Origin of the sequence: Oscillibacter sp. ER4 (genome assembly GCF_000765235.1) — a bacterium.
Classification (GTDB): domain Bacteria; phylum Bacillota; class Clostridia; order Oscillospirales; family Oscillospiraceae; genus Hominicoprocola; species Hominicoprocola fusiformis.
The window spans coordinates 38,557-62,644 of record NZ_JPJG01000066.1; the positions used below are offsets into that span (position 1 = coordinate 38,557).

Consider the following 24,088-nt stretch of genomic DNA (forward strand, 5'->3'; position numbering starts at 1 on the left):
CTATGGATTTGAAAACAGCCAGGATCTGGCAGGACGTATTGCTCTGGGGCGGCGCAGTGGTCTCCTTCGTCGGCGCATGGGGCTTTCAAAACACCGTCACCGCGCTCGTCGGTCTCATGATGATGGGCGCTTCGCTCATCGTCTGGTGGCGCTTTTACCGCTGCCCCAAGTGCGGCGAGCACCTCGGCCGCGGCAATCCCAAGCGCTGCCCGAAATGCGGCGCGTGGATCGCCGACGAGCCGGAGCCCGAGGAGAAGAAAAAGATCCAGCACAAGAAAAAGAAGCACTGAGCGCACAAGGAGGCCGCGATGAACGACAAAAAGCCCCTGATGGACTATCGCAGGGTCCAAAAGCTCCAAACACCGCTGCTTCTTACCGGCGCGCTGCTCAGCGGCGTCGGCACAAGCGTCAGCGTACCGCTTGTTATTCTCGGTATCGCGATCATGCTCTTTGCCATCGTGATTGGGGTTCTTTACTACCGCTGTCCGCACTGCGGCAGACCGCTCGGACGCATAGGTGAAGGCGGTGCCTACTGCCCCCACTGCGGCAAGGCGCTGAATGCGCCGGTCGAGGAGCCCGTGCGCAGCATAACTGTCCCCGCCTATGCTAAGCTCAACCTGACGCTTGACATTCTTGGCAAGCGCGATGACGGCTACCACGAGATGCAGATGGTCATGCAGACCGTTTCGCTCCACGACGATGTGACCGTCACGCTCACAGACGGCAAAGGCATCACCTGCCGCGTCGACGGCGCGGCGCTTCCCTGCGATGAGCGCAACCTCGCCGTCAAGTCGGCAAAGGTCTTCTGCGAGGCCATGGACTACCGCGGCGGCATTGACATCGCGCTCACCAAGCGCATCCCGTCCGAAGCCGGTATGGCTGGCGGCAGCGCGGACGCCGCGGCGGTGCTGCGCGCACTGCGCGATCTTGTCTCCCCCGCGCTCACGGACGAGCGGCTCGAGCAGATCAGCGCAAGCGTCGGCAGTGATGTTCCCTTCTGCATCCGCGGCGGCACGCAGCTGGCCGAGGGCCGCGGCGAAAAGCTGACCGTCCTCAAGCCCGCGCCGCGCTTCTTCGTCGCCGTCTGCAAGCCGGACTTCCCGATCTCCACACCCGCGCTCTTCGCGCGCGTAGACGGTGTAACGATCACCGACCGTCCTGATACGGACGCGATGCTCGTCGCCATTGAGCACGGCGACGCGGACACGCTGTGTGCAAACGTGCGCAACGTCTTTGAGCAGGCGCTCGAGGGCGAGCAGAGGGACTGCATCGAAAAAATCAAGCATACTCTCCTGCTGCACGGTGCCAAAGCCGCAGCCATGACCGGCTCAGGCAGCGTGGTGTTCGGTCTTTTTTCCGATGAGACCTCCTGCCGCGCAGCCTGTGACGCGCTGCAAAGCAGCAGCATTCAAACTTTTTGCACGGAATTTGTTTAAGAAGCGAAAAAGCCGTCCATACTCGAAGCAAATTCTTTGAGATGGGCGGTTTTTCGATGAAATGGACGAAATGGGAGCTTTCCCTTGCCGTTGGCCTCGTAGTCATGCTGCTTTTCTGCGCCGCGCGCGGCACTAATACCCTCCAGTGGTGGAGCGCAGCGTTCTCCCCGCTGTGCGACGGCATCCTGACGCAGAGCGCCGCAAGCGGTGATGCCGTAGTGAAGTCGAAGCTTGCAGAGCTGCTGGCTCTGCTGATGGGCGGAAAATGACATGCTATGCCTGCCATTTGAGCGAGGAAAAGGGAGTCGGCACTTTTTACACCGGCTCCCCTTTCTATTATCCCTCGCACAGGATGTCGATCAGCTCATCCTTCTGCAAGCCTGCGAAGTAGCGCGAAACGTCCACATCGCCGAGCGCCTTTTCATAGCCCGCGCGGTACGGCGTGCAGCCAACAAAGTGCGCCGCCAGCTCGTCCGGTTCCGAGGCGCTGAAGAAGTCGCCCTTGAATGTCAGGGCCGCGATCTTTCCGTGCTCCACGGTGATGTAGGCCTCGGTCAGGCCGCAGCCGTCCACGCGGCGGCGGCGCAGCATCGTGCACGCCGGAGAGAAACCGTAGTTCCAATCCCATGTGGCGTAACGTTCCGCGCGCAGCTTTTCCACCGCCGCAAGGTCGTCCTGCGTCAGCGGGTAGGCCTCGCCCGGATTCTCCTTCAGGATGTTTTCCAGCAGGATGCGGCGGAATTCCGGCAGCGTGACCTTTTCCGGCAGATGCTCGGCAACGTTCGTCACGCGGCTGCGCACCGAGCGGATGCCCTTGGTCTGGATCTTTGTCGGGTCGACGCGCAGCGCCTCGCTGGCGACAGAGAGGTCCGAATCGAACATGATCGTGCCGTGGTGCATCACGCGTCCCTGGCGGATGTACTGCGAGTTGCCGGAAAACTTCTTTCCGTCGATCGTGATGTCGTTGCGGCCGTTGACCTCCGCCTTCACGCCGAGCGTCGCCAGCGTGCGCACGACCGGTTCGCAGAAGAGCTTGAGGTCCAGCGCATTGCTCTCGCCGACATCTGTAATGAACGTGAAGTTCAGGTTGCCCATGTCGTGATAGACCGCACCGCCGCCGGAAAGTCTGCGCACCACGCGAATGCCGCGCTCGCGCACGGCCTCTTCGTTGATCTCAGCGATCGTGTTCTGATACTTTCCGACAATGATCGCGTTGTCATTCTGCCAGAGCATGAAATACATGCGGTCGCGCGGGAGGCAGTCGAACACGTACTGCTCCATCGCCAGATTGTAGCTTGGATCGGTTGTCATCAGGTCCAGATATGATAGCTTCATGGTCGTGGTCTCCTTCTATCAGGGTCGTTGATTTTCAAGCCTTTTTCAGGGCTGTTATCCTTGTCTTTTCAGCTGCGCGCTCAGCCGCCGCGCCATCAAGCGGTGTCCCTCCGGCGTCGGGTGCAGACCGTCGAGCAGCAGCTCCGAGCGGGTCGATCCGTCTGGCGACAGAAAATCCGCGCAGAAGTCGATATACGGCACGCCAAACGCCGTGCAGTACCGCTTGAGCCATGCGCAGTACCCTTTCATCGTCCGCTCCGCCGCTTCAAAATCGACCGCGGCCGCCCACGCCCACGGCGCATGCGGTGCATCCGCCGGAAGCGGGATACCAACCATCGGCAGCACGCCCACGGAAAAGAGCTGGTGGATCATCGCGCCCATATTTCCCCGCGCCGCAGCGTCGGAGCCAGAGTAGAACACATCGTTTCTCCCGCCCATCAGCAGCACATAGGGCCGGTCGGCGCCAAGGCCGCCCTCGCGCAGCTCCGCAAGCACCCCGCCCTGCATGCGCGCCAGCATGCCGCCGGTCGTGTCGCCGTTGATGCCCTCATTGACAAGCTCCCAGCCCGTCTCCTGTGCGCACAGCCGCGTCCACCGCTGAGACAGATGCACGCCGTATCCAAAGGTCAGGCTGTCACCGATGCAGATCAGTTTCATGTTCTTTCCACCCGCGTTTCTTTCGGATCGATGGTAAGCAAAAAAGCCTTGAAAGTTTACACTTTCAAGGCTTTTTCTTGGTGGAGATAAGCGGGATCGAACCGCTGACCTCTTGACTGCCAGTCAAGCGCTCTCCCAGCTGAGCTATACCCCCATGCCGTTTTGCTTTTACCATTCCGTTCGGCTCGGAACAAGTGATAATATAGCACAGAGAGTAGAACCTGTCAACACTTTTTTGAAGAAATTTTTGCTTTTTTGAAAGGTCCTCCTTTCACTAGAGCATTTCCCCCGATTTGAGAGGCTTTCTCCTTGGTCTCCGGATGCCGCCAAAGCCTCTTTCTCCCGTCAGATGCCAAGGGGGTGTGACCGCATGGATCAGGAGCGCGGTCAAAGCGGTACCCCCTCTAATTTTGCTTAGCGCGTCAAAGCCGCAAAAAAAGCAGGGCCCTTCCGCGCTCAAAAAAGGCCCTGCTTTTCTTTTTACCCTCTCGCAAACACTGTGTAGCGTCCGCTCGGCGCGTCGAAGAAGTTTTCGCCTGCGACGGATTTGACGTGCAGGCCGTCGCTGCCGCGCAGCAGCGTGAACGCGCCGTAGCGCACCGTGCCTGCATTCTCGTTCAAGTGGTAGCCGAAGACCATGCCCTCGCCGTTCGTGCCAAGGTAGTTGAGCTGGCCGGTGTACTCAAAGTAAATCCCAACCTCGCTGTTGATGTCCTGCACCGTGAGGCCGCCGCCATCGGTCAGCGTCAGGATGTAGTCGCTGTCGTAGCTGCCCTGCTCAGCCGTGTCGTGCGTCACGGTCGCCGTCCACTCGCCGAGAAATTCCGACGGGATCGTGTAGTCCGCGTCGCTGACCGCACCGGAGAGATCGTGTTTCTCCCCTGATGCGTCGACGGCGAACACCGTCTGATACGTGCCATAGTCCTCCTCGACCTCGCCGGACTCGAACGAAACGATGTCCTTCACGCCGCCGAGCGGCCCGCCGTCGCAGAGGAAGCCCGCCGTCAGGCCCTCGAGCAGGTTCACATACTCCACCGCCCCCTCGCTCGTCAGCAGGAAGATGTACGGGAAGTACCCCTGCCCCACCGAGCCGACGAACACATCCGTGTAGTCGGAATACAAACCCTCCACCGGGTAGACGGTCTCGTAGTCAAAGCGGAAATTCTCCGCGTACCACGCGGAGTCCGCCGTCTTTTCAAAGCTGACGGTCAAATCGCCGCCCGAGAGCGCGGCCTTGACAAAGCTGTCCTGCGCCGTCTTCTCGACCGTCTCGCGCGCGGAGAGGTCGAGCGCAAGGTCAGCGTCGTAGCTCTCCGCCCCGGCGAACGAGCCGATGGGCACGATCATGTGCAGCGCGCCGCTGTCGAGATAGAGCCGCATTTCCGCGTTGATGTTCTCGTCCGAGAGTGTCCACGCGCGGCGCTCGGCGTAGGACGCGATGAAGTCCGCGCCGCCCATGCTGCCGCTGAGCGCGTCGCGGTACATCTCGTCAAAGTAATTTGCCGCGGTGCGGCGCGCCGCCGTGATGAAGTCCTGCGTTGAAAGCTCGCAGCGCGCCAGCAGATCCTCGCTCATCAGCCGCTTGCCGCCGAAAAAGTCGTAGCTGTACGTCTCCGTCATGCTTGTGTCGCCGTCCATCTCCGCACGCACCACGAGGCAGAGCAGGCTGTCGTTCCAGTAGCTTGTCCACGTGACGGAAATGCATGTGAGCGAAACGCGGGAGGCCATCATGTTCTTCTGCTCCTGCACGAGCGCGCCGAATTGATCGGCGATCTCGTCGTTCAGCGCGGCGGCGACCGCCGTTTCCGACACGATTCTTGGCACATGGTAGCTGTATGCGAGCGTGTTGTTCTCGGCGTCCGTGTACTCGCCCTCCTCGCTGTAAAGCTCGGAAATGAGCGAATTGTCGTAGCCGGACGGGGTGTCGTCCGGCTCCTTTTCGCCGCAGGCGGCAAGGTTCAGCAGCAAAAGCGCCGTGAGCAGCGCGGTGGTCAGTTTTTTCATAGGCTTCTCTTCTCCGATCTCAAAGGTCTTGTCTTTTCTGCCATTATAGCGGATTTTTGCAAAAGCGCAACGGCTTTTCGCGCGCGGCGGCGCGCGCCGATTGACAGAATTCCGACAAGGTTATAGAATATGTGTACTTTCGAACTTCAGGAGTCTTTATGTACGATTATACGCAAGCCAAAATGAACGACGACGCCATCCGCGCCATCAGCTCCATCGGCCTCGCCCACTTGGGCGACGCGGTGTACGAGCTGCTTGTGCGCACGTATCTGTGCGTGCACGGCAAGGCGACGGGCAAGGGGCTGCACCGCGCGACGGTCGAGCTCGTCTGCGCGCCGCAGCAGGCGCGCTTTGCCGAAAAGCTCTTACCCCTTTTGACGGAGGACGAGGCCTCTGTGTTCCGCCGCGGGCGCAACGCGAATGTCCATTCCATCCCCCACCACGCCGACCGTGCGGACTATCAGAAGGCCACAGGCCTCGAGGCGCTGTTCGGCTGGCTGTATCTGCGCGACGATCACGCGCGCATCAACGAGCTTTTCAACCGGATGATGGAGGACGACAATGCCACTTGACGCGATCTGCCTGCGGGCAGTTTTACACGAGCTGAGACCTCAGCTCATCGGCGCGCGCATCGACAAGGTGCAGCAGCCCGCGCGCGACCAGATCGTTCTGCTGCTGCGCGGCAATCTGCGGCTGCTGCTTAACGCGGGCGCGAACCAGCCGCGCATCCAGCTCACAAACATCCTGCGCAACAACCCTGCCCAGCCGCCGATGTTCTGCATGCTGCTGCGCAAGCACTTAGTCGGCGCGCGCGTGCTGTCCATCGAGCAGCCGGACCTTGAACGCATGGTGATTTTAACGCTCCAGTGCACGGACGAATTCGGCGAGATCAGCCAAAAGCAGCTCGTGCTCGAATGCATGGGCCGGCGCTCGAACCTCATTTTGCTCGACGCGCAGGGGCGCATCGTCGAATGTCTGCGCCGCGTGGATGCAGACCTTTCCGCCACGCGCCAACTGCTGCCCGGCCTTTTCTACCACCTGCCAACGCCGCTCGACAAGCTGTCGCTTTTATCGCAGGAGGAGGACTCCCTCGCCCTCGCGCAGCGCGGCGGCGACGCGGAGCAGCCTGTCGACAAGTGGGTGCTCGACCATTACACCGGCATTTCGCCGCTGATCGCGCGTGAATTCGCTTTCCGCGCGGGACACGAGACCGACGTGCGCTTCGGCGCGCTGAACGATGCGCAGCGCGGGGCGCTGGTGCAGGAATTTTCCGATACAGCCAACGCTGTAAAGGAAGATAACTATATGCCCGTCATCCTCTACCGCGACGGCAAGCCCGTGGATTTCACCTACCGTTCCATCGCGCAGTACAGCGCGGAAACGCAGGTCGAGACGCGTGAGAGCTTCTCGCAAATGCTCGACGAGTTCTACGACGCGCGTGAGCGGCAGGAGCTCTCCGCCCGCCGCGGCCGCGAGCTGACGCACGCGGTCACGGTCGCGCGCGACCGCATGGCGCGCAAGGCTGAAAATCTGAAGCGCGACTACGCCGCGACGCAGAAGCGCGACGAATTCCGCCTTCGCGGCGACCTCATCACCGCAAACCTGTACCGCATGAAGAGCGGAGAAAAAGTCTTGCATGCGGAAAACTACTATGAGGACGACTGCCCGACCATCGACATCCCGCTCGACCCGCTGCTCTCCCCCCAGCAGAACGCCGCGAAAAACTACAAGCAGTACAACAAGCTCAAGACCGCCGAATCCCACCTGCGCGAGCAGATCGAAAAGGCGGAAAACGAACGCGCGTACTTGGAAAGCGTCCTGCAGGAGCTTGCGCAGGCGGAGACTGAGCAGGAATTCAATGAGATCCGCCGCGAATTGCAGGAGACGAACTATATCCGAAAGTCGAGCGGCAAAAAGGAGCTCAAGCGCGCCTTCGCCCCGCGCACATTCAAAACGTCGAGCGGGCTCGAGGTCCTCGTCGGCCGCAGCAACGTGCAGAACGATCAGCTGACGAAAAAGGCCGACAAGCGCGACTACTGGTTCCACACCCAGCACATTCACGGCTCGCACGTCATCCTGCGCTGCGCGGGACTCACGCCGAGCGACGATGATCTGCGCGAGGCCGCAATGCTCGCATCCTACTTCTCGCAGGCGAAGGAGAGCAGCAGCGTCCCCGTCGACTACTGCCCCGTGAAGTTCGTCAAAAAGCCCGCGGGCGCACGCCCCGGCATGGTGACCTACGACAATTACCGCACACTCTATGTCACGCCCGAAGAAGGGCTTGTCAAAAAGCTCTTTCTCAGGTAAACTATCGAAAAGCGATTCCCCTCTCCCCTGTTGGACGACAAAAGCAAGTTTGATGTTGGAAAGGAGAACCCCATGGATAAAAAGAGAAAAACCGTGCTCATCGCCGTCGCCGCGATGCTGCTCGTCGTGGCTATCTTTTTGCTGCCGCGCCGTGCGCAGCCGCTCGGCGAGCTGATCCCCGCACCTGAGGCCGCCCGCGTCGACGGACTCTTCTGCATTTCGACCATTGTTCCCACGCCGGACGGCTACGGCACGTTCGACACCGGCGACTGCCGAGTAGAGGATGACAGTGAGGCCGCCGCAGCTCTGCGCAGCGCCATGTCCGAAATTTCGGTGCAGCGCTATTATCGTTTGCCCACGTCGCTTCTCTCCCGCTTCACGCAGAACGAGAACTATGTCACCGTCTGGTGGATCCCCGAAGACGGACAGAAGCACGACCTATACCTCAACTGGGACGAGGGCTTCATCTACGATGACGCCCACCCCGCCGTCGCCTACAAGATCGACGGCGACGCGCAGCAGGCGTTCAGTCAACTCTGCGCCATCATCAGCGAGTACGGCGCGTACACCCGATAAAATTCAGCAATAAAAAACTCCGTATGAGAAATCTCATACGGAGTTTTTTTGCGTCCTTACAGCATTTTCTGCGGCATCTGCCACGCGTTGTGGTCGGTGTGCAGCAGGTGGTGCGACTTTTCGCCAAGCGGCGCGCCGAGGTAGTCCTTGTAGAGCGCCTTGACATCCGGATTCTCGTGTGAGAAGCGCAGAAGCTCACCCTGATCGAGCCGCCAGAGCACGTTGCCGCGCTCCTCGGCAAGCTCGGTACCGTCGTGGATGGGCTGGCCGCCGCCGCCCGCGCAGCCGCCGGGACAGGCCATGACCTCGACAAAGTCATACGCTGCGTCGCCGCGCTTGACAGCCTCAATGAGCTTGCGGGCTTTCCCGAGCGAGCTCACGACCGCGACGCGCACGTCGCCCGCGCCGGGGATGTTGAACGTCGCCTCCTTCCACCCGTCCATGCCGCGCACGGCGGTGAAAGCGTCAGGGTCAGGATTCTTGCCCGTGATGAGGAAGTACGCCGAACGCAGCGCCGCGTCCATCACGCCGCCGGTCGTGCCGAAGACGACCGCCGCGCCGGTCGCGGAGCCGAGCGGGCTGTCGAACTCCTCCTCGGGCAGGTACTTGGGTTCAATGTGATTCGCGCGCATCATAATGTTCAGCTCGCGCGTCGTGATGCTCACGTCGACATCGGGGTCGCCCGCGTCGTTTTTCATCGTCGGCAGCGCGCATTCGCTCTTTTTCGACACGCACGGCATGATCGAGACGACGAAAAGGCGCTTGGGGTCGATGCCGACCTTTTCGGCAAAGTAGCTCTTCGCCACCGCACCGAACATCTGCTGGGGCGACTTGGCCGTGGAGAGATTGTCCGTCAGTTCGGGGTACTGGGACTTCACAAAGCGAACCCAGCCCGGGCAGCAGGACGTGAACATCGGCCACTGATACTGGTCCTTGTGGGTGAAGCGCTCGATAAACTCGCTGCCTTCCTCCATGATCGTGAGGTCGGCGGCAAAGTCGGTGTCGAACACATAGTTGAAGCCCAGCTCGCGCAGCGCCGCGACCATGCGCTTGGGCGTTGCGAACTCGCTGTCGAGCCCGAACTGCTCGGCCCACGCCGCGCGCACCGCGGGCGCGACCTGTGCCACGGTGACGGTATTCGGATCGTCGATCGCGTCGAAGACGAGACCCGTGTCGTCGCGCTCGCGCAGCGCCGCCGTCGGGCAGTGGGTGATGCACTGGCCGCAGTAGGTGCACTCGGTGTCCTGAATGCGGCGGTTGTACGACGCGTCCACGACCGTGCGCGAGCCCGTGCCGAGAAGGTCCCAGATCTTCACGCTCTGCACGTTTTCGCACACCTGGATGCAGCGCAGGCACTGCACGCACTTGTCGTTTTCGCGAATGAGCGGCGTGGAATAATCCACCGCCTCATGACGCAGCTTTTTGGGGAAGTGCGTGCCGCGCATGTTGAAGTCGTTCGCCAGCTGCTGCAAGGTGCAGTTGCCGCTTCGCGTGCAGTTCGTGCATGACGTATCGTGGTGTGAGAGGATGAGGCGCAGGTTTATGCGGCGCGCCTCGCGTGCCTTGGCGCTGTTCGTGAAGACGACCATGCCGTCCGCCACCACATTGTCGCACGCGGGGACAAGGCGCTCCATGCCCTCGACCTCCACGCAGCAGATGCGGCACGCGCCGATCTCGTTGATGTCCTTTAAGTAGCACAGCGTCGGGATATTGATATTGACCGAGCGCGCGGCCTCCAAGATCGTGGTATTCTCGGGCACGGTGACGCTCTTGTGGTCGATGGTCAGTGTAATGTTTCTTACCATTTGCCTTTCCTCCCTCCGCGGAAGATGCCGTAGCCGAAGTGGTCGCAGCGCAGGCAGCGCGACGCCTCGGAGTACGCCTCTTCATCGGTGAGGCCGCACTCGATGCACTTGAAGTCGTGCTTGCGTTCGCCTGCCTCGCGCTCGGTGGTGTCGATACGGCCGTGGGGCGGCTTGTTGTTCAGCCGCGCCGTGGGGATCTCGACGCCGGGGTCGATCTCGTGGTGGAAGCCGAGGTATTCGTCGATATTCGCCGCGGCGACCTTGCCGGCCGCGATGGCGCGGATGACGGTCGCAGGGCCGGTGACGCAGTCGCCGCCGGCGAAGACGCCGTCCATATTGTCGATCTGGCCGCTGGCCTCGGCGACGAACGCGCCGCGCTTGATGGCGATCTTCGTCTGCTCAAAGCCGTGGGTCTCCACGCCCTGACCGATGGCGACAACGACAACGTCCGCCGCGATGCGCTTTTCGCTGCGCTTGGCCTTTTCGGGCGCGGGGCGGCCCTTTTTATCCATCTCGCCGATGATCTGCGGCTGTGTCCACAGCGCGACGGCGTGACCGTTCGCATCGGTCTCGATGCGGACAGGTGCCTGAAGCGTCACGAGCTCCACGCCCTCGGCAACGGCGCCCTCCACTTCCTCGGGAAGGGCCGTCATGTCCTCCTGGCGGCGGCGGTAGACGCAGCTCACTTTGCGCGCGCCGAGACGAACCGCGCTGCGGCAGACATCCATCGCGACGTTGCCGCCGCCGATGACGACGATGTCCTTGTTGCGGAAGTCCGGCATGTAATCGTCGCCGATCTCGCGCAGCATCTCGACCGCGGAGATGACGCCCTCGGCGTCCTCGCCCTCGATGCCGGTCTTTTTATCCGTGTGCGCGCCGAGCGCGATGTAGAGCGCGTCGTTCTGCTGGCGCAGCTCGTCGAACGTCACATCGTCGCCGACATTGACGTTGACATGCACATCGATGCCAAGCGCCAGCATCGACGCGATCTCCGCGTCGAGCACTTCGCGCGGCAGGCGGTAGTTGGGGATGCCGTAGCGCAGCATGCCGCCGAGCTTCGCGCGCTTTTCATACACGGTGACCTTGTGGCCCATCAGGGCTAAGTAATACGCCGCGGAAAGGCCACTCGGGCCGCCGCCGATGACGGCGACCTTCTTGCCTGTGGGCTCGGCACAGTCAGGCTGCGGCACGTAGCCCGCGTTATCCACCGCGTAGCGCTTGAGGCCGCGGATGTTGACCGCGTCGTCGATCATGTTTCTTCGGCAGCGCGCCTCGCACGGATGCTCGCAGATGTACGCGCAGGCCGAGGGGAATGGGTTATCCTTGCGGATCAGGCGCACGGCGTCGGCGTAGCGGCCGTACTTGATGAGCACGAGGTAGCCCGGGATATCCACGCCCGCAGGGCACAGTGCCACGCAGGGAACGGGCTCGCGCATGCCGCCAAGGCAGCGGTGGCGCAGGATGTGCTCTTCATAGTCGTCGCGGAAGCCCTGCACGCCGTCAAGCACCAGGCGCGCCGCATCGCGGCCAATGGCGCAGTCGGCGCTGTTGACGATCACGCGCGCCACGCGCTCGATGATCGAGATGGTCTCCATCGTGGCTTCGCCCTCGAGCACCTGCTCCATCAGCTCAGAGAGCTGGCCGAGGCCGATACGGCAGGGAACGCACTTGCCGCACGTCTGCGCATGGCAGAGGTCCAGAAAGCTCTTGGCCAGGTCCACCGGACACAGTCCCGGAGGGCTTGCGGCGATACGCCGCTCCACATCGCGGTACAGCCCGTCGATGACGGTCTGGGCATGGGAGGGCGTCATAATATCGAGTCTTGACACTGCTGTTTTCTCCTTTCACTGCTTGCCATCAGTGTAGTATCGGCCGGCAGGACAAATGCACGTATCCCGCCGCCTGATGTCAGCATCCATAAATAGATGTTATCTATAATAAACGTTAGTCATTCCATTTTCAATAGTCAATGCGGATTTTTTGTCATATTTTTCCATTTCACTCCATTTGGCTAACAAAGAAAAGCGAGGGCCGCAGCCCTCGCCTGTTCTTCCCTTTTATTTGCCACAGATCTCGTCAAAGGTATCGGTGACGGCCTTCTCCGGCGCGGGCGTCGCGAGCGATACGATCACGATCGCAATGCACGCCGCAAGGAACGCGGGAAGCAGCTCGTAGATGGCCCACGCGCCGCCCATCGGCGCGATGAGATACTTCCAGATGAAGACCACCGCGCCGCCAGTGATCATGCCCGCGAGCGCACCCTGTTTGTTCGCGCGCTTCCAGAAGAGCGAGAAGAGCATCACGGGGCCGAACGCCGCGCCAAAGCCCGCCCACGCGAACGAAACGACACGGAACACGGAGCTGTTGGGGTCCCAGGCAAGCACCATGCCGATGATGGCGATGCAGATGACCGTGGTGCGCGCGGCGAGCATCGTCGTGCGCTGATTCATCTTCATGCCGAACGAGTGCTGCATGAGATCCTGCGACACGCTGGACGCCGCGGCCAAGAGCTGCGAGTCCGCGGTCGACATCGTTGCGGCCAGAATGCCCGAGAGGATGATGCCCGCCATGACGGCGAGCAGCACACCGTGGCGGCTCATCAGATCTGCAAGCTTGATGATAATGGTCTCAGACTCCGCGCTCGTCGTCAGGAAAGGCACCTTGCCCGCGGCGGACACGCTGTAGCCGATGACGCCGATGCACACGGCGATGAACATTGAGATGACAACCCAGATCGTCGCGATGCGGCGGGACTGGTTGAGCTCCTTTTCCTCGCGGATGGCCATAAAGCGCAGCAGGATGTGCGGCATGCCAAAGTAGCCGAGGCCCCATGCGAGCGTGGAGACGATGCTCAGAGCGCTGTACGTCGAGGCCGTGCCGGTCGCGGCGTCGTAGCCCTGCGTCATGTTGAGATAGCCCGGCAGCGCGCTGGCGTTGTCGATGACCGTGTCCAGTCCGCCCGCCTGCTGCACGCCGAAGCACACAATGACGATGAGCGCGATCGTCATGAAGATAGACTGGATCAGGTCGGTGAACGAAACGGCCATGAAGCCGCCCATCACCGTGTACAGCACGACCACAATGCCGCCGACGATCATCGCCGTGTGGTACTCCACGCCAAAAAGGCTATTGAAGAGCGTGCCGATGGCCTTGAAGCCGGACGCCGTGTAGGGAATAAAGAAAATGAGGATCACGACCGCCGCGATGCAGGAGAGCAGATGCTTCTTATCGCCATAGCGGCGGGCGAAAAAGTCGGGGATCGTGATGGCGCCGAGTTTGGCCGAATACCGGCGCAGGCGGCGCGCGACGATCAGCCAGTTGAGATACGTGCCGATGGCCAGACCGATGGCCGTCCACGTCACCTCCGGCAGTCCGCAGAGGTAGGCAAGGCCAGGCAGACCCATCAAAAGATAGCTGCTCATATCGCTCGCCTCGGCGCTCATGGCCGTGACGATGGGGCCCATCTTGCGGCCGCCGAGGTAGAAATCGTCCGAGCTGCTGCCGCTGCACTTTTTGCCAAAATACACGCCGACGAATACCATCGCGGCGAGATAGAGAACGATGGTCACTACAATAATGATCTGTGCGCTTGTCATGTGATTTTCTCCTTTAGTTTTCGTTAAGACGAGCACAATATAGCACAAAAGAAAGTAGACGTAAATACAGAATGCCGTACAGAATAATTCCTGTACGGCACTGCAAAATTCTGATTTTTTGATTGATTTTACTACATTTTCTGCAAGACGATTTAGTAGACTGTTTTTGAAACAAGTTTTATTTTTTGCGAAAGCCGTCTAAAAATAGCGGCATCATCTGCCGCGCATACTGCACAAGCGCATATTCCCCGCCCGAAAGGCACCAGTCATACATCAGCCCGCGCTCGAACATCGCGTAGGCCTTGACGATCTCGCTCACGGTACGCGTGTCGGTCAGTTCCCCGCGCTCCTGCCCCTGAGAGACGATTTGGCGCAAAAGACGATAGTACGTGCGTTTGCGGTCGAGCAGGTGCTTTTCTCCCTTGGTCACGAGCTGGGAGGAAAAAAGCCGCGCCAGAAGCTCGATGGAGACCGTGTTCTCGATCGTCGTGAACAACTCCTGATTGAGCCAGCATAAGAGCTCGATGCAGTCCATCTCGTCGTGGGGCTGCTGCATCAGCTCCTCATACCGCTCGTCAAACAGCACTGAGAGGGACGAGAGCAGTGCGTCCTTGCCGTCAAAATAGTGGTAGAACGAGCCCTTCGACGTCTCCGACTCGAAGATGATCTCCTCCACCGTCGTCTCCTCATAGCCCTGCTCGTAAAAGAGCTTCCACGCCGCCGAGACGATGCGCGCCTTGGTGTTGCGGCTCGATTTTTTTGCCATGTGCTCCCCTCCCCTGTTTTTATTGATTGTATCACAGTGCGTTGCCCGCTGCCAAGCGTTTTGCGCTCACCCAAGGTTTTTCCGCAGGAATGTGCGAGCATTTTCAAAGAAAATGCCGTCTGCGTCCTGCTGCGATACGCCGCGCGAAAGCAGATACTCGTAAAAATCCGCCGCCTTCTCCGGCGAATCAAGGCACGGCGGCAGCACCGCGCCGTCGAAGTCCGAGCCGAGGGCGAGGTTTTTGCGCGCGCCGAGGTCGAAAAAGTGCGCCACATGGCGATAGACGTCGTCTAAGCTCCTGACCGCTCCCCCGTCGCGCAGGAATGGCCCGTAGTAGTTGAGGCCGATCAGGCAGCCGCGACGCACCATCTCCTTGATCTGCACATCCGTCAGGTTGCGCTTGTGCGCGCAAATTGCGCGGGCGTTGGAGTGCGTGGCGAGAAACGGCCTTTCCGCCGTCTCGAACACGTCCGCGAGCCCCGCGTCGTTCAGGTGCGAGATGTCGATCAAAATGCCGCAGCGCTCCATTTCGCGCACGGCGGCGCGGCCAAAGTCCGTCAGGCCGCGGTCCGTCACATTGCCCGAGCCGAGCTCGTTTTCCCCATTCCACGTCAGCGTCACGGCGCAGACGCCCTGACGCTTCGTCTTCCCGATGCGCGACAGGTCGCCAGCAAACGCGCTGCCATTTTCCACGCTCAGAAAGGCCGCGGTCTTCCCCGCCGCCCACGCGCGCTCCATATCGGCAACATTGCGGCAGGGCGACACACGATCTGCGAATTTTCGCATCTGGCGGTCGAAATTCGCGCAGGCGGCATCAAAAAAGCGGATGGCCTTCTCCCCGCGCAGCTCATCGGGCACGAACACGGCGAAAAACTGCGCCCAGTGGATGTCCTTCGGAATACTTGTGAGCGACAGCGTGCGCGCGGGATCGTCGAGTGTGTCGATGATGTTCGATCCTGCGTACATGCAGTCGGTCAACGTGTCGCAGTGGAGGTCGATGAGGGCGTAAGGGCGCATGCGGGCACTTCCTTTTCAAAAAAGATCACGCTGCATTATACGCTCTTTCCGCCCGTTTCTCAACCGGCAAAGTTTAAGGAATTCTGAGGAATCTTAGCGTGCTCTTTACAAAGGCGCGGCAACACTGATATACTGGGCATCGAAAGGGGCGAAACGCCATGGACAATATTTCCCAGATCATCTCCCGCTCGATCGGTGGCTACAGCATCGGCAGCATCCTTTCCGCGCTGCTGACGTTCCTCATCTGCCTGATTGTCGTGCGGCTCGTGCTCAAGCTCTGTTCGCGGCTGCTCTCGCGCGCGAACCGCCTGAACGAGCGGCTGCAAAAGGTCATCCTCACAAGCCTCAAAACGCTTCTGTATCTGCTTACCATCATCATCACAGCCGAGGCGCTCGGCATCAACACCTCGTCGCTCACCGCCATCATGTCGGTGCTGACGTTGGGCGTCACGCTGGCCGCCGAGGACATTCTCGGCAACGTCGCCGGCGGGCTCGTCATTCTCTTCTCGCATCCGTTCTCGCTCGGCGACGAGATCGAAGTCGGCGGCACGACCGGCACGGTGCGTGAAATTTCACTGACGCACACGAAGATCGAAACGCCGGACGGACAGATCGTGCTCCAGCCCAACCGCGAAATGTCCAGCTCGAAGATCATCAACTTCACCGTCCTGGGCCGCCGCCGCATCGTCTACAAGGTCACAGCATCCTACGACGCGCCGACGGACGAGGTGAAGCAGGCCTGCATGGACGCCGTTCTCGCCTTCCCCGCCGTGCTGAAAGAACCCACGCCGACGGTGTATCTCTCGAATTACGGTGCCAGCTCCATCGAATACACCATCCGCTGCTGGACGGCGGCAGACGCCTACTGGGACACTTATTTTAAGATGTACGAGCGCCTGCGCAACACCTTTGCAAAGCACAACGTGGAGATGTCCTACGATCATCTGAACGTCCACGTCGTGCCGGAGAAACAGAATGAAAATTAAAGTCGTCGATATGACATATGAACAGGCGCTTGCCCAGCCGCCGCAGGTGCACAAAAAGCCGAAAAAGCCGTCGCTCCTGTTCCGGACGGTCCTGCGCGCAGCCTCCGCGCCCGACCTTCTGGCGACGCATTTCCACTGCGAGAAGATCGGCATGGCGCAGATCAAAAGCGATGAGCCCTGCCTTGTCCTGATGAACCACTCGTGCTTTCTCGACCTCAAAATCGCGGAGGCGGTGCTGTACCCGCGCCCGTTCAACATCGTCTGCACGTCGGACGGCTTTGTCGGCAAGGAGTGGCTGATGCGCAGCGTCGGCTGCATCCCCACGCGCAAGTTCTGCTCGGACACGACGCTCGTGCGCGATATGCTCTACTGCGTGCGGACGCTCAAAACGTCTGTGCTGCTCTACCCCGAGGCGAGCTACAGCTTCGACGGCACGGCCACACCGCTGCCGGAGAGCATCGGCAAGTGCGTCAAGGCACTGAATGTGCCGGTCGTGATGATCCGCACCTACGGCGCGTTCGCGCGTGACCCGCTCTACAACGGGCTGCAAAAGCGGCGCGCGAAGGTCTCAGCGCAGATGCAGTGCCTGCTCTCGTCCAGCGACGTTGCAGAAAGGAACGTCGCCGAGATCAATGAGCGCATCTTTTCCGCCTTCCGCTTCGACAATTTCCGCTGGCAGGAGGAAAACGGCGTCTCCGTCAGCGAGCCGTTCCGCGCCGACGGACTCAACCGCGTGCTCTACAAGTGCCCGCACTGCCTCGCCGAGGGGAAAATGGAGGGCAAGGGCACATCTCTCATTTGCCGAAGCTGTAACAAGGAATACCGCTTGACAGAGATTGGTACGCTGGAATGTTTGAACGGCGAGGCCGCGTTCACCCACGTGCCGGACTGGTACACCTGGGAGCGGCAGTGCGTGCGCGAGGAGCTGGAAAGCGGCGCATATCAGCTTGATATTCCCGTGCAGATCTGCATGATGGTCAACATGCGCGAGATCTGCCGCGTGGGCGAAGGCCGGCTGCACCACGATGAAAACGGCTTCCACCTGACCGGCTGCGGCGGGAAACTGGACTATTTCCAAAAGCCTGAGGCCTCGTACAGCCTGTACGCCGACTATTTCTGGTACGAGATCGGCGATATGCTGTGCATCGGCGACCACAAAGCGTTGTATTACTGCTTTCCGCAAGGCGGCGGGGATGTGGTCGCCAAGACGCGGCTGGCTGCCGAAGAGCTCTATAAATTAAAGCGCGCCGCTAAGGCGCGGGGGTGATGCAGCGCGGCAGCGCTGCTTTTGTCCCTGCACCGTGCAGGGGGTGCGTTAAAGGGGGCCATTCTCTCACGTGAGAGAATGGCCCCCTTTAGATCCCCCAAGAGAACGCAAGGGGCCTTGCCCCTTGACCCCGCACATTGGCAGTCTGTAGGTTGAAGAGCTGTAAGCGTAAAACGAAGCCGCGTAAAAAGGGCGCCATCTCAGCTTTTGCTCACCGAGATGGCGGTCTTTTATTTATGAGTCATATAGCATTCTTTCGGGGCATTTGCGGGAAGCAGCTTTTCAGCCCATGCTTCATCAGTTTCGCTCAGTTGCGGCGCGTTTCGCAGAACCCACAGCAGATAACGGTACGGATCAAGGCCATTCTCCTTCGCCGTTTCATTCAGGCTGTAGATCACGCTGCTGGCCTGTGCGCCGCCCGGCGTATTGGCAAACAACCAGTTCTTCCTGCCCATCACAAAGGGCTTAATGCTGCGCTCGGCACGGTTGTTGCTCAGCTCCAGACGGCCATCCTCCAGATACCTTGTCAGGTATGGCCACTGCTCCAGCAGATAGTGGATGGCCCTGCCCAACGCGGATTTCGGCGCAGCCCTCGCCTGCATATCATTTGCCCATGACAACAACGCGTCTAAAACAGGTTTCTCCTGTTCCAGCCGCTTTTCATATCGTTCCTCCGGCGTCAGCTCTGCAAACGCCTGCTCCAGATTGAAAAGCCGGGAGCAATAGCATTCGCCAATCGCTGCCGGCGAGTCCTTTTGCATCTCCTTGGGCAGCGTTTGCAGAGCCTCATCAAATTTTCGCCGCGCGTGGGCCCAGCACCCAACCACCCGGATATTCTCAGGAAGTTTGTGGTAGCCCTGGTATCCATCCGCGTGCAGCCAGCCCGAGAAGCCTTGCAGGAAGGCCTCCGCGTGCTCCGCTTTTCGGGTGGGCTGGTACTCATACAGCACAACCGCCTGTTTCGCACAGCCACTGGTCCGGTACAGCCACATATAGGACTTGCTGGTGGCCATGCGTCCCGATTCTTTCAGCACCTGCAAGGTCGTCTCGTCGGCGTGCAGCACCGGCTCCTTACAAAGCTGCTCGCGCAGCGTATCGTAGACCGGCCGCAGCCACTTCTCCGAAGTGTTCAGCAGCCAGTTGGCCATGGTCTGCCGGGACAGCTTCAGACCCTGACGCTCAAACTCCTGCTGCAACCGGTACAGCGGCGAGTACATGACGAATTTTTGCGTTGCCAGATAAGCCACTGCCTCCGCAGAGGCAAAGCTGCCAGGCAGCAGCGCAGGTTCTTTCGCCGCCTTCACAATGTTGGCTTCACCGGTCTCTTGCTCACAATTCTTGCAGGCGTAGGTGTAGTACACGTCCTCGCGCACCCAGAACTCTGCCGGCTTCATCTGCAGTGTTCTGCGAACCTCTTTGCCGATCTCAACCATCTGGCTGCCACAGGCAGAACAAGTCAGTTCGTTCTCCGGCAGGCGGTGCTCCACCACCTCGGTGGGAGTACCCTCCGGAACGACATCCAGCACATTGCCGGACTGCCGTTTGCACTCGTGCGCCTTCACAGCGACGGGAGCTTTCCCAGCGGAATTCATGCCGAAGATGTAAGCCCCCACCTCGTTCATGGTCAGGCTCAGCTGGTCCATGACCAGCTGAGCCGCCTGCTCTGAAGAACGGCCAAACAACTTCTTTTTGGACAGCTTCAGCTGCTCCAGCAGCCACTCATTTTGCAGCGTCAGGCTGGTGATGACCTGCGCCTGTTCCTGTTCACGGGCAGCAAGCTTTGCTTCCAGCTTTGCATTCCGTGCTTTTTCCTGCTGCAAACGCTCATATTCCGCACGGGAAATGGTCACCATTTCTTCCGTGTTACTTGTCCGCATTTCTCTGTTTTCCATGAGGAAATTATACCACAAGGCAGAGAGAAAAGCCAGTATTTTCAATGGTTTTTGGACATTCTTCCTTGCTCAGACTGCGCTCAATCCTGTCACCGGACGGTGGGCTTTCGGCTGTTCGATCTGCAACCCCTCCATGAGCCAGCGGTACTGCTGCGGCGTTAAAGTCTTCACCTCAGATTCTGAGCGCGGCCATTGGTACGCGCCCTGCTCCAGTCGCTTGTACAGCAGGATGAAGCCATCTTTTTCCCAGTACAAGCCCTTGATACGGTCTCACCGCCGTCCGCAAAACAGGAACAGTGTGTTGGTAAATGGATCCAGTTCAAACTGCTGCTGGACGAGCCGCGCCAGACCATCTATGCCCTTGCGCAGATCCGTGTAGCCGCAGGCGATATAGACTTGATCTGCACCGGTGAAATCGTTCAGCATAGGCGCAGAAGCTCCACCAGCAGTCTCAGCTGTTCCGCGTCACAACCGGGGTAAATGTTCAGACTGGCCTTCCCAATATGCAGTGTGGCGCAACGTTCCGAAACGTTGCAAGACATTTTCTTCGGTTCCGGCAGCTCCGCAAAGGTCACGGCCGGCACACCGGAGCACGGCGATTGGTTGGCAGCAGTTAACAGCTCCCGTTCCCAGCGGTAATAGGTGGATGCGTTGATTCCTTCTTGTTTGCACCACGCCCGCACCGGCAGACCACTGCTGCGGCAATCCTGTATCCGCGCCGACCACTCCTGCAGCTTCGCACGGTGTTTCAACTCTGCGCTTGTCACCCTGACACCCCCACAATACAATAGTAGCGGAACGTTTCGCAACGTTCCGCTACTATTGTCTCATGCCTGTCCAGCCGCTGCTTGCTTTTACGGTTACGAAGAGCTGCACGTGCTACGCAATCAGGTGCGGTATACATGGCTTCGCCATGAATCCCTGCGATTCGTTTCCGTTTTGCAACCGCGCCTTACTATCGTGAGGCGCGAGTGACGTTAGGCTGGCGGCAGACTGCGTACGGAATGTGGCATTGCTAACGCTCGCCTCATTGAGTAGTGTCTCGATAGACGGAAATTACTGCACACTTCTACAAGATGGGCAGAGCGGCAGCGGATGATAGGAGCAGAGGCAAATCGTATAGCAATGCTAAACGCGGCTTCGCCGCGCGCAGGCAGTTGCATTCCGGAGGCATCAAAGTAGTTCAAACCCGAGACTGCCAAGCAAAGCCTTTCTCTTGGGGTTCCAAAGGGGCCATTCTCTTTTGCGAAAGAGAATGGCCCCTTTGACTCGCTTCCCTGCGCGGCGCAGGGAAGCCCCCGACGGCCTCAGGCCGTCATAATTTTCAAGCGCTTTGCCCATCAAAGCCCTTGAGCGACTTCTTCTCCTCGCGGAGAAACACGATCACGCTCAGAAGGAACGGGAAGAAATACGTCGCCACGCGATAAAGTACCAGCGCCGACGAGGCGATTGCCGTGTCCGCCCACGGGGCGAAGAGCAGCAAAAATGCAAACTCCATCGGGCCCACGCCTGCGACGTTCGGCAGCGCGCTTGTGATGAGCAGCATCAGCGAGGCAAGCATCTGCGCCTGCGCGAAGTTAAGCGCCGTGCAGCCCACGAGCCGCAGCGCGGCATAGGGGATGGAATAGAGCACGAAGAGCTTCACAAGCCTCACGGCGATACCTTTGACGCGGATTGACGGAACGAGCAGCACCTTTTTCGCCTCGCGGTTGAGCTCGGTGAGACTATTCGCCCACTTTTCGCGGCGTTCGTCCCACTTCGGCGTGTGCGGGAGCTTGCCGAGCAGCATCAGCACTAACTTCAGCACCTTATCCCAGGTGTAGAGCAGCGTGAGCGCGATCACGATGAGCGCGCCGATGACATAGCCGATCAGAAGATAGCGGGCAAGGCCGCTGGCGCTCTGCTCCAGCCAGTCGCTGCCGAGCAGCAACGCGACCGTCGCGTAGATCAGCACGGATATCTTGTGCAGCACGTATTCGCTCGCCATGATGCCAAGACCGCTGCCCGCGTCCAGACCTCGCCTGTAAAGGTAAAAGCTTTGCATCGGCAGCGTGCCCGCACCCAGCGTCGCGATATTGCCGAACACGCCGAGGAATGTCACGCGCAGCGCGTCAATAAACGTGCAGTCCGGCTTTTTGTGGTGGATGATGACGAGGCACAGCACGGATTCCATCGCCTCGTAGGCAAAGCCGAGTGCGAGCAGGAGCAGCACACCCCAGAACGGCACAGTACTCAGGTCCTTGACGATATCGGGCATCACGTCGCGGAAAACAAGGATGATGGCAACAAAGATCAGCGCCAGCGTGAGACCGCTGACGAGATAGGTTCTGCTCCGTTTGCTTTTCAATGCTGTTCCTCCCCGCCTTCGCAGATGATGTTATGATAAAATTTCCTTTTGCAGCACCTCGGCGATGTCGGTCCACTCCCACGGAAGACCCACGGCATTTTCGCCGAAGTGTCCGCCGCAGGAGACGCGGCGATAGATCGGGCGGCGCAGTTCAAAGCGTGCCGTGATGCTGCCTGGGCGCATGTCGATATGCTCCATAAGCCAGCTCGCGATCTTTTCGTCGCTCACGCGCCCCGTGCCAAACGTGTCGACCATCACGCTCACAGGGTCGGCGAGGCCGATGGCATAGGCAAGCTCGATCTCGCAGCGGTCGGCCAGCTCCGCGGCTACAATGTTCTTGGCGAGATAGCGCGCCATGTAAGCGCCCGTGCGGTCGACCTTGCTCGGGTCCTTGCCCGAGAACGCCCCGCCGCCGTGGCGCGCCATGCCGCCATAGGTGTCGGCGATGATCTTGCGGCCGGTAAGGCCGCTGTCGCCCGCGGGCCCGCCAACGACAAATCGTCCCGTCGGGTTGATGAAATACTCTGTGTGCTCGTCGAGCAGTTCCGGCGGCAGCACAGGGAAAATGACCTGTTCTAAGATCGCATCGCGCAGCGCGTCGATGCCGACCTCCGCGCTGTGCTGCGCGGAGACGACGACGGCGGAAATGCGTTTGGGCTTGCCGTCCTCGTATTCGACGCTGACCTGCGCCTTGCCGTCCGGCAGAAGATAGGGCAGCAGCTTTTCGCGCCGCACCTGTTCGAGTCTTCTCGTCAGGCGGTTCGCAAGCGTGATGGGCAGCGGCATCAGCGCATCGGTCTCGCGGCAGGCGTAGCCGAACATCATACCCTGATCGCCCGCGCCGGCTTCTTCCGGCGCGCCGCGGTCAACCCCGCGCGCGATGTCCGGCGACTGGGTGTGGATGCTGACGCGGATGCGCACGTTTTCGGCGTCAAAGCCGACGACGGGCACGGTATAGCCGATCTCGGCGATGACCTTGCGCGCAATGGCTTCATAGTCCGGCACATAGGATGAGGTGATCTCGCCCATCAGGTGAACTTCGCCGGTGCAGGCCGTCACCTCGCAGGCGACGTGTGCGTCGGGATCGTTGGCAAGGATGTCATCGAGCACCGCGTCGGCGATCTGGTCGCAGACTTTATCGGGATGTCCGCACGTGACGGACTCAGAGGTGAAATAGGTTTTCATCGCTTTCGCTTCCTTTCTGCTCGTTCGCATGGGGAAAGAGCGCTGTCTCAGTTTTTGACAGTCTGATGATAGCGGGAATATGAAAGCGGGAAAAGTGGCAAAGTCCGCAAGGCGCACAAAGTTTTCACACTCCCGCCGCGCTGACCAAGTTTCCGACAGGAAGCGGCGAGTATAGTGTAAAGATTTCGTTAAATGTTCACGATTTTGTCACTTGCAAGTTCTTCCCATATCAGATATAATGAATATTATCGAATCGAGAAAGGGAGGAACCTACCCATGGCTCTGCGCACCAAAAACGCCATCCGCCGCAGCTTCATCGAGCTTCTGGCAGAGCGTCCCTTTGACAAGATCTCCGTCCGCGACATCGCAGAGAGAAGCGAGGTCACGCGGAACACTTTTTATTATTACTACACTGACATCTACGCGCTGGCCGAGGACGTGTTCGAGTCGGAGATTGAAAAGCTCTCCGAGCGCGTGGAGGGCTATGAATCGTGGCAGAAGGCATTTTTGACCGCCACATCCTTCGCCGCGGAGAACAAGCGCATGATCCTGCACCTGCACAACTCCGCCCACAGCGATATTCTGGCAAGATATTACCACAAAACGATCCTGACGACAATGCTTTCTTACGTCCGCAAGGAGGCTGAGGGCCTGAACGTCAGCGAAAGCCAGATCATGGCGCTCGCGCGCTTCTACACGGCAGCGCTCGCAGGGCTGACGCTTGAATGGATCGGCAGCGGCATGAAGGGCGAGCCGGATTCGTTCATCGATGATCTCGGCGGAATGCTCGACGGCAACATCCGCCGCTCTCTCGAGCGCGGATGTGCGCACGCGGCACAGTAAATAATATGCATTAAAAATGGGAAAGCGGCGGGATGGTTTGACCATTCCGCTGTTTTCGTCCACGTCGGG

Annotated in this window: 21 protein-coding genes, 1 tRNA gene and 1 pseudogene; 9 read left to right on the top strand and 14 right to left on the bottom strand. The window is 60.0% G+C overall.

Features of this window, described 5'->3' with window-relative positions; translation table 11 throughout:
• Nucleotides 1–2: 2 nt before the first annotated feature.
• From NI20_RS0110840 to NI20_RS0110850, 3 genes are read left to right on the top strand one after another with little or no spacing between them, the layout of a single operon-like run.
• Nucleotides 3–290: a hypothetical protein gene (locus tag NI20_RS0110840; protein WP_033121422.1), complete on the top strand. Its 288-nt coding sequence runs from the start codon at nt 3–5 to the stop codon at nt 288–290.
• 18 nt (nt 291–308) lie between these two features.
• Nucleotides 309–1,436, top strand: coding sequence for a 4-(cytidine 5'-diphospho)-2-C-methyl-D-erythritol kinase (gene ispE / locus NI20_RS0110845; protein ID WP_242842985.1), 1,128 nt, complete (start codon nt 309–311; stop codon nt 1,434–1,436).
• Between the two features lie 56 nt (nt 1,437–1,492).
• On the top strand, nt 1,493–1,705 hold the full coding sequence (locus tag NI20_RS0110850) for a hypothetical protein (RefSeq protein ID WP_033121423.1): 213 nt from the start codon (nt 1,493–1,495) through the stop codon (nt 1,703–1,705).
• A 67-nt stretch (nt 1,706–1,772) separates the two neighbouring features.
• Here the strand turns inward: NI20_RS0110850 and NI20_RS0110855 are convergent, their stop codons facing one another.
• From NI20_RS0110855 to NI20_RS0110870, 4 genes are all read right to left on the bottom strand, one after another.
• Nucleotides 1,773–2,771 carry a lipoate--protein ligase gene (locus tag NI20_RS0110855; protein WP_033121424.1) on the bottom strand — a complete coding sequence of 333 codons (999 nt, stop codon included), beginning with the start codon at nt 2,769–2,771 and terminating at the stop codon, nt 1,773–1,775.
• Between the two features lie 54 nt (nt 2,772–2,825).
• Entirely contained in the window at nt 2,826–3,428 is a 603-nt protein-coding gene (locus NI20_RS0110860; protein WP_033121425.1) for a GDSL-type esterase/lipase family protein, read from the bottom strand.
• A 78-nt stretch (nt 3,429–3,506) separates the two neighbouring features.
• Nucleotides 3,507–3,582 (bottom strand) — tRNA-Ala (locus NI20_RS0110865).
• A gap of 326 nt (nt 3,583–3,908) precedes the next feature.
• Nucleotides 3,909–5,432 (bottom strand): hypothetical protein, encoded by a 1,524-nt coding sequence (locus NI20_RS0110870; protein WP_033121426.1) that lies wholly within the window; start codon nt 5,430–5,432, stop codon nt 3,909–3,911.
• Between the two features lie 158 nt (nt 5,433–5,590).
• Between NI20_RS0110870 and NI20_RS0110875 the strand changes: the two genes are divergently transcribed.
• The 3 genes from NI20_RS0110875 to NI20_RS0110885 all read left to right on the top strand — a co-directional run bounded on the left by NI20_RS0110875 (nt 5,591) and on the right by NI20_RS0110885 (nt 8,315).
• A complete protein-coding gene (locus NI20_RS0110875) occupies nt 5,591–6,004 on the top strand; it encodes a Mini-ribonuclease 3 (protein WP_033121427.1) in 414 nt (137 codons plus the stop codon).
• On the top strand, nt 5,994–7,739 hold the full coding sequence (locus NI20_RS0110880) for an NFACT family protein (protein WP_033121428.1): 1,746 nt from the start codon (nt 5,994–5,996) through the stop codon (nt 7,737–7,739). The genes NI20_RS0110875 and NI20_RS0110880 overlap by 11 nt, the downstream gene beginning before the upstream one ends.
• A 72-nt stretch (nt 7,740–7,811) precedes the next feature.
• Nucleotides 7,812–8,315: a hypothetical protein gene (locus NI20_RS0110885; RefSeq protein ID WP_033121429.1), complete on the top strand. Its 504-nt coding sequence runs from the start codon at nt 7,812–7,814 to the stop codon at nt 8,313–8,315.
• 56 nt (nt 8,316–8,371) lie between these two features.
• Here the strand turns inward: NI20_RS0110885 and NI20_RS0110890 are convergent, their stop codons facing one another.
• The 5 genes from NI20_RS0110890 to NI20_RS0110910 all read right to left on the bottom strand — a co-directional run bounded on the left by NI20_RS0110890 (nt 8,372) and on the right by NI20_RS0110910 (nt 15,499).
• Nucleotides 8,372–10,120, bottom strand: coding sequence for an NADH-dependent [FeFe] hydrogenase, group A6 (locus NI20_RS0110890; RefSeq protein ID WP_033121430.1), 1,749 nt, complete (start codon nt 10,118–10,120; stop codon nt 8,372–8,374).
• Nucleotides 10,114–11,949 carry an NAD(P)-binding protein gene (locus tag NI20_RS0110895; RefSeq protein ID WP_033121431.1) on the bottom strand — a complete coding sequence of 612 codons (1,836 nt, stop codon included), beginning with the start codon at nt 11,947–11,949 and terminating at the stop codon, nt 10,114–10,116. The genes NI20_RS0110890 and NI20_RS0110895 overlap by 7 nt, the downstream gene beginning before the upstream one ends.
• 228 nt (nt 11,950–12,177) lie before the next feature.
• Entirely contained in the window at nt 12,178–13,716 is a 1,539-nt protein-coding gene (locus NI20_RS0110900) for a sodium/proline symporter (RefSeq protein ID WP_033121432.1), read from the bottom strand.
• 178 nt (nt 13,717–13,894) lie between these two features.
• Nucleotides 13,895–14,482: a TetR/AcrR family transcriptional regulator gene (locus tag NI20_RS0110905; protein WP_033121433.1), complete on the bottom strand. Its 588-nt coding sequence runs from the start codon at nt 14,480–14,482 to the stop codon at nt 13,895–13,897.
• Nucleotides 14,483–14,548: 66 nt separating this feature from the next.
• The gene (locus tag NI20_RS0110910) at nt 14,549–15,499 is read right to left on the bottom strand and encodes a dipeptidase (RefSeq protein ID WP_033121434.1); all 951 of its coding nucleotides are present in this window, start codon (nt 15,497–15,499) and stop codon (nt 14,549–14,551) included.
• A gap of 158 nt (nt 15,500–15,657) precedes the next feature.
• Between NI20_RS0110910 and NI20_RS0110915 the strand changes: the two genes are divergently transcribed.
• Nucleotides 15,658–16,485, top strand: a complete 828-nt coding sequence (locus tag NI20_RS0110915; protein WP_033121435.1) for a mechanosensitive ion channel family protein — start codon at nt 15,658–15,660, stop codon at nt 16,483–16,485.
• Nucleotides 16,475–17,752, top strand: coding sequence for a 1-acyl-sn-glycerol-3-phosphate acyltransferase (locus NI20_RS0110920; RefSeq protein WP_033121436.1), 1,278 nt, complete (start codon nt 16,475–16,477; stop codon nt 17,750–17,752). Before NI20_RS0110915 ends, NI20_RS0110920 begins: the two co-directional genes overlap by 11 nt.
• 230 nt (nt 17,753–17,982) lie before the next feature.
• Here the strand turns inward: NI20_RS0110920 and NI20_RS0110925 are convergent, their stop codons facing one another.
• From NI20_RS0110925 to metK, 5 genes and pseudogenes are all read right to left on the bottom strand, one after another.
• Entirely contained in the window at nt 17,983–19,629 is a 1,647-nt protein-coding gene (locus NI20_RS0110925) for an IS66 family transposase (protein ID WP_242842986.1), read from the bottom strand.
• Between the two features lie 84 nt (nt 19,630–19,713).
• Nucleotides 19,714–20,070: pseudogene (gene tnpB, locus NI20_RS15745) on the bottom strand (IS66 family insertion sequence element accessory protein TnpB).
• Nucleotides 20,064–20,411, bottom strand: a complete 348-nt coding sequence (locus NI20_RS15175; protein WP_156108628.1) for a hypothetical protein — start codon at nt 20,409–20,411, stop codon at nt 20,064–20,066. The pseudogene tnpB and the gene NI20_RS15175 overlap by 7 nt, the downstream one beginning before the upstream one ends.
• 557 nt (nt 20,412–20,968) lie before the next feature.
• A complete protein-coding gene (locus tag NI20_RS0110935) occupies nt 20,969–21,991 on the bottom strand; it encodes a lysylphosphatidylglycerol synthase domain-containing protein (protein ID WP_052084606.1) in 1,023 nt (340 codons plus the stop codon).
• A gap of 30 nt (nt 21,992–22,021) precedes the next feature.
• Nucleotides 22,022–23,176 carry a methionine adenosyltransferase gene (gene metK, locus NI20_RS0110940; RefSeq protein ID WP_033121438.1) on the bottom strand — a complete coding sequence of 385 codons (1,155 nt, stop codon included), beginning with the start codon at nt 23,174–23,176 and terminating at the stop codon, nt 22,022–22,024.
• Nucleotides 23,177–23,452: 276 nt separating this feature from the next.
• Here metK and NI20_RS0110945 point away from each other — a divergent pair, with 276 nt between their 5' ends.
• Nucleotides 23,453–24,019, top strand: a complete 567-nt coding sequence (locus NI20_RS0110945) for a TetR/AcrR family transcriptional regulator (protein WP_033121439.1) — start codon at nt 23,453–23,455, stop codon at nt 24,017–24,019.
• Nucleotides 24,020–24,088 lie beyond the last annotated feature (69 nt).

Excerpts from the sequence above, each read along its gene's own strand:
- NI20_RS0110840 (WP_033121422.1), top strand. The coding sequence starts at position 3 with ATGGATTTGAAAACAGCCAGGATCTGGCAGGACGTATTGCTCTGGGGC.
- ispE (WP_242842985.1), top strand. The coding sequence starts at position 309 with ATGAACGACAAAAAGCCCCTGATGGACTATCGCAGGGTCCAAAAGCTC.
- NI20_RS0110850 (WP_033121423.1), top strand. The coding sequence starts at position 1,493 with ATGAAATGGACGAAATGGGAGCTTTCCCTTGCCGTTGGCCTCGTAGTC.
- NI20_RS0110855 (WP_033121424.1), bottom strand. The coding sequence starts at position 2,771 with ATGAAGCTATCATATCTGGACCTGATGACAACCGATCCAAGCTACAAT.
- NI20_RS0110860 (WP_033121425.1), bottom strand. The coding sequence starts at position 3,428 with ATGAAACTGATCTGCATCGGTGACAGCCTGACCTTTGGATACGGCGTG.
- NI20_RS0110870 (WP_033121426.1), bottom strand. The coding sequence starts at position 5,432 with ATGAAAAAACTGACCACCGCGCTGCTCACGGCGCTTTTGCTGCTGAAC.
- NI20_RS0110875 (WP_033121427.1), top strand. The coding sequence starts at position 5,591 with ATGTACGATTATACGCAAGCCAAAATGAACGACGACGCCATCCGCGCC.
- NI20_RS0110880 (WP_033121428.1), top strand. The coding sequence starts at position 5,994 with ATGCCACTTGACGCGATCTGCCTGCGGGCAGTTTTACACGAGCTGAGA.
- NI20_RS0110885 (WP_033121429.1), top strand. The coding sequence starts at position 7,812 with ATGGATAAAAAGAGAAAAACCGTGCTCATCGCCGTCGCCGCGATGCTG.
- NI20_RS0110890 (WP_033121430.1), bottom strand. The coding sequence starts at position 10,120 with ATGGTAAGAAACATTACACTGACCATCGACCACAAGAGCGTCACCGTG.
- NI20_RS0110900 (WP_033121432.1), bottom strand. The coding sequence starts at position 13,716 with ATGACAAGCGCACAGATCATTATTGTAGTGACCATCGTTCTCTATCTC.
- NI20_RS0110905 (WP_033121433.1), bottom strand. The coding sequence starts at position 14,482 with ATGGCAAAAAAATCGAGCCGCAACACCAAGGCGCGCATCGTCTCGGCG.
- NI20_RS0110910 (WP_033121434.1), bottom strand. The coding sequence starts at position 15,499 with ATGCGCCCTTACGCCCTCATCGACCTCCACTGCGACACGTTGACCGAC.
- NI20_RS0110915 (WP_033121435.1), top strand. The coding sequence starts at position 15,658 with ATGGACAATATTTCCCAGATCATCTCCCGCTCGATCGGTGGCTACAGC.
- NI20_RS0110920 (WP_033121436.1), top strand. The coding sequence starts at position 16,475 with ATGAAAATTAAAGTCGTCGATATGACATATGAACAGGCGCTTGCCCAG.
- NI20_RS0110925 (WP_242842986.1), bottom strand. The coding sequence starts at position 19,629 with ATGCGGACAAGTAACACGGAAGAAATGGTGACCATTTCCCGTGCGGAA.
- metK (WP_033121438.1), bottom strand. The coding sequence starts at position 23,176 with ATGAAAACCTATTTCACCTCTGAGTCCGTCACGTGCGGACATCCCGAT.
- NI20_RS0110945 (WP_033121439.1), top strand. The coding sequence starts at position 23,453 with ATGGCTCTGCGCACCAAAAACGCCATCCGCCGCAGCTTCATCGAGCTT.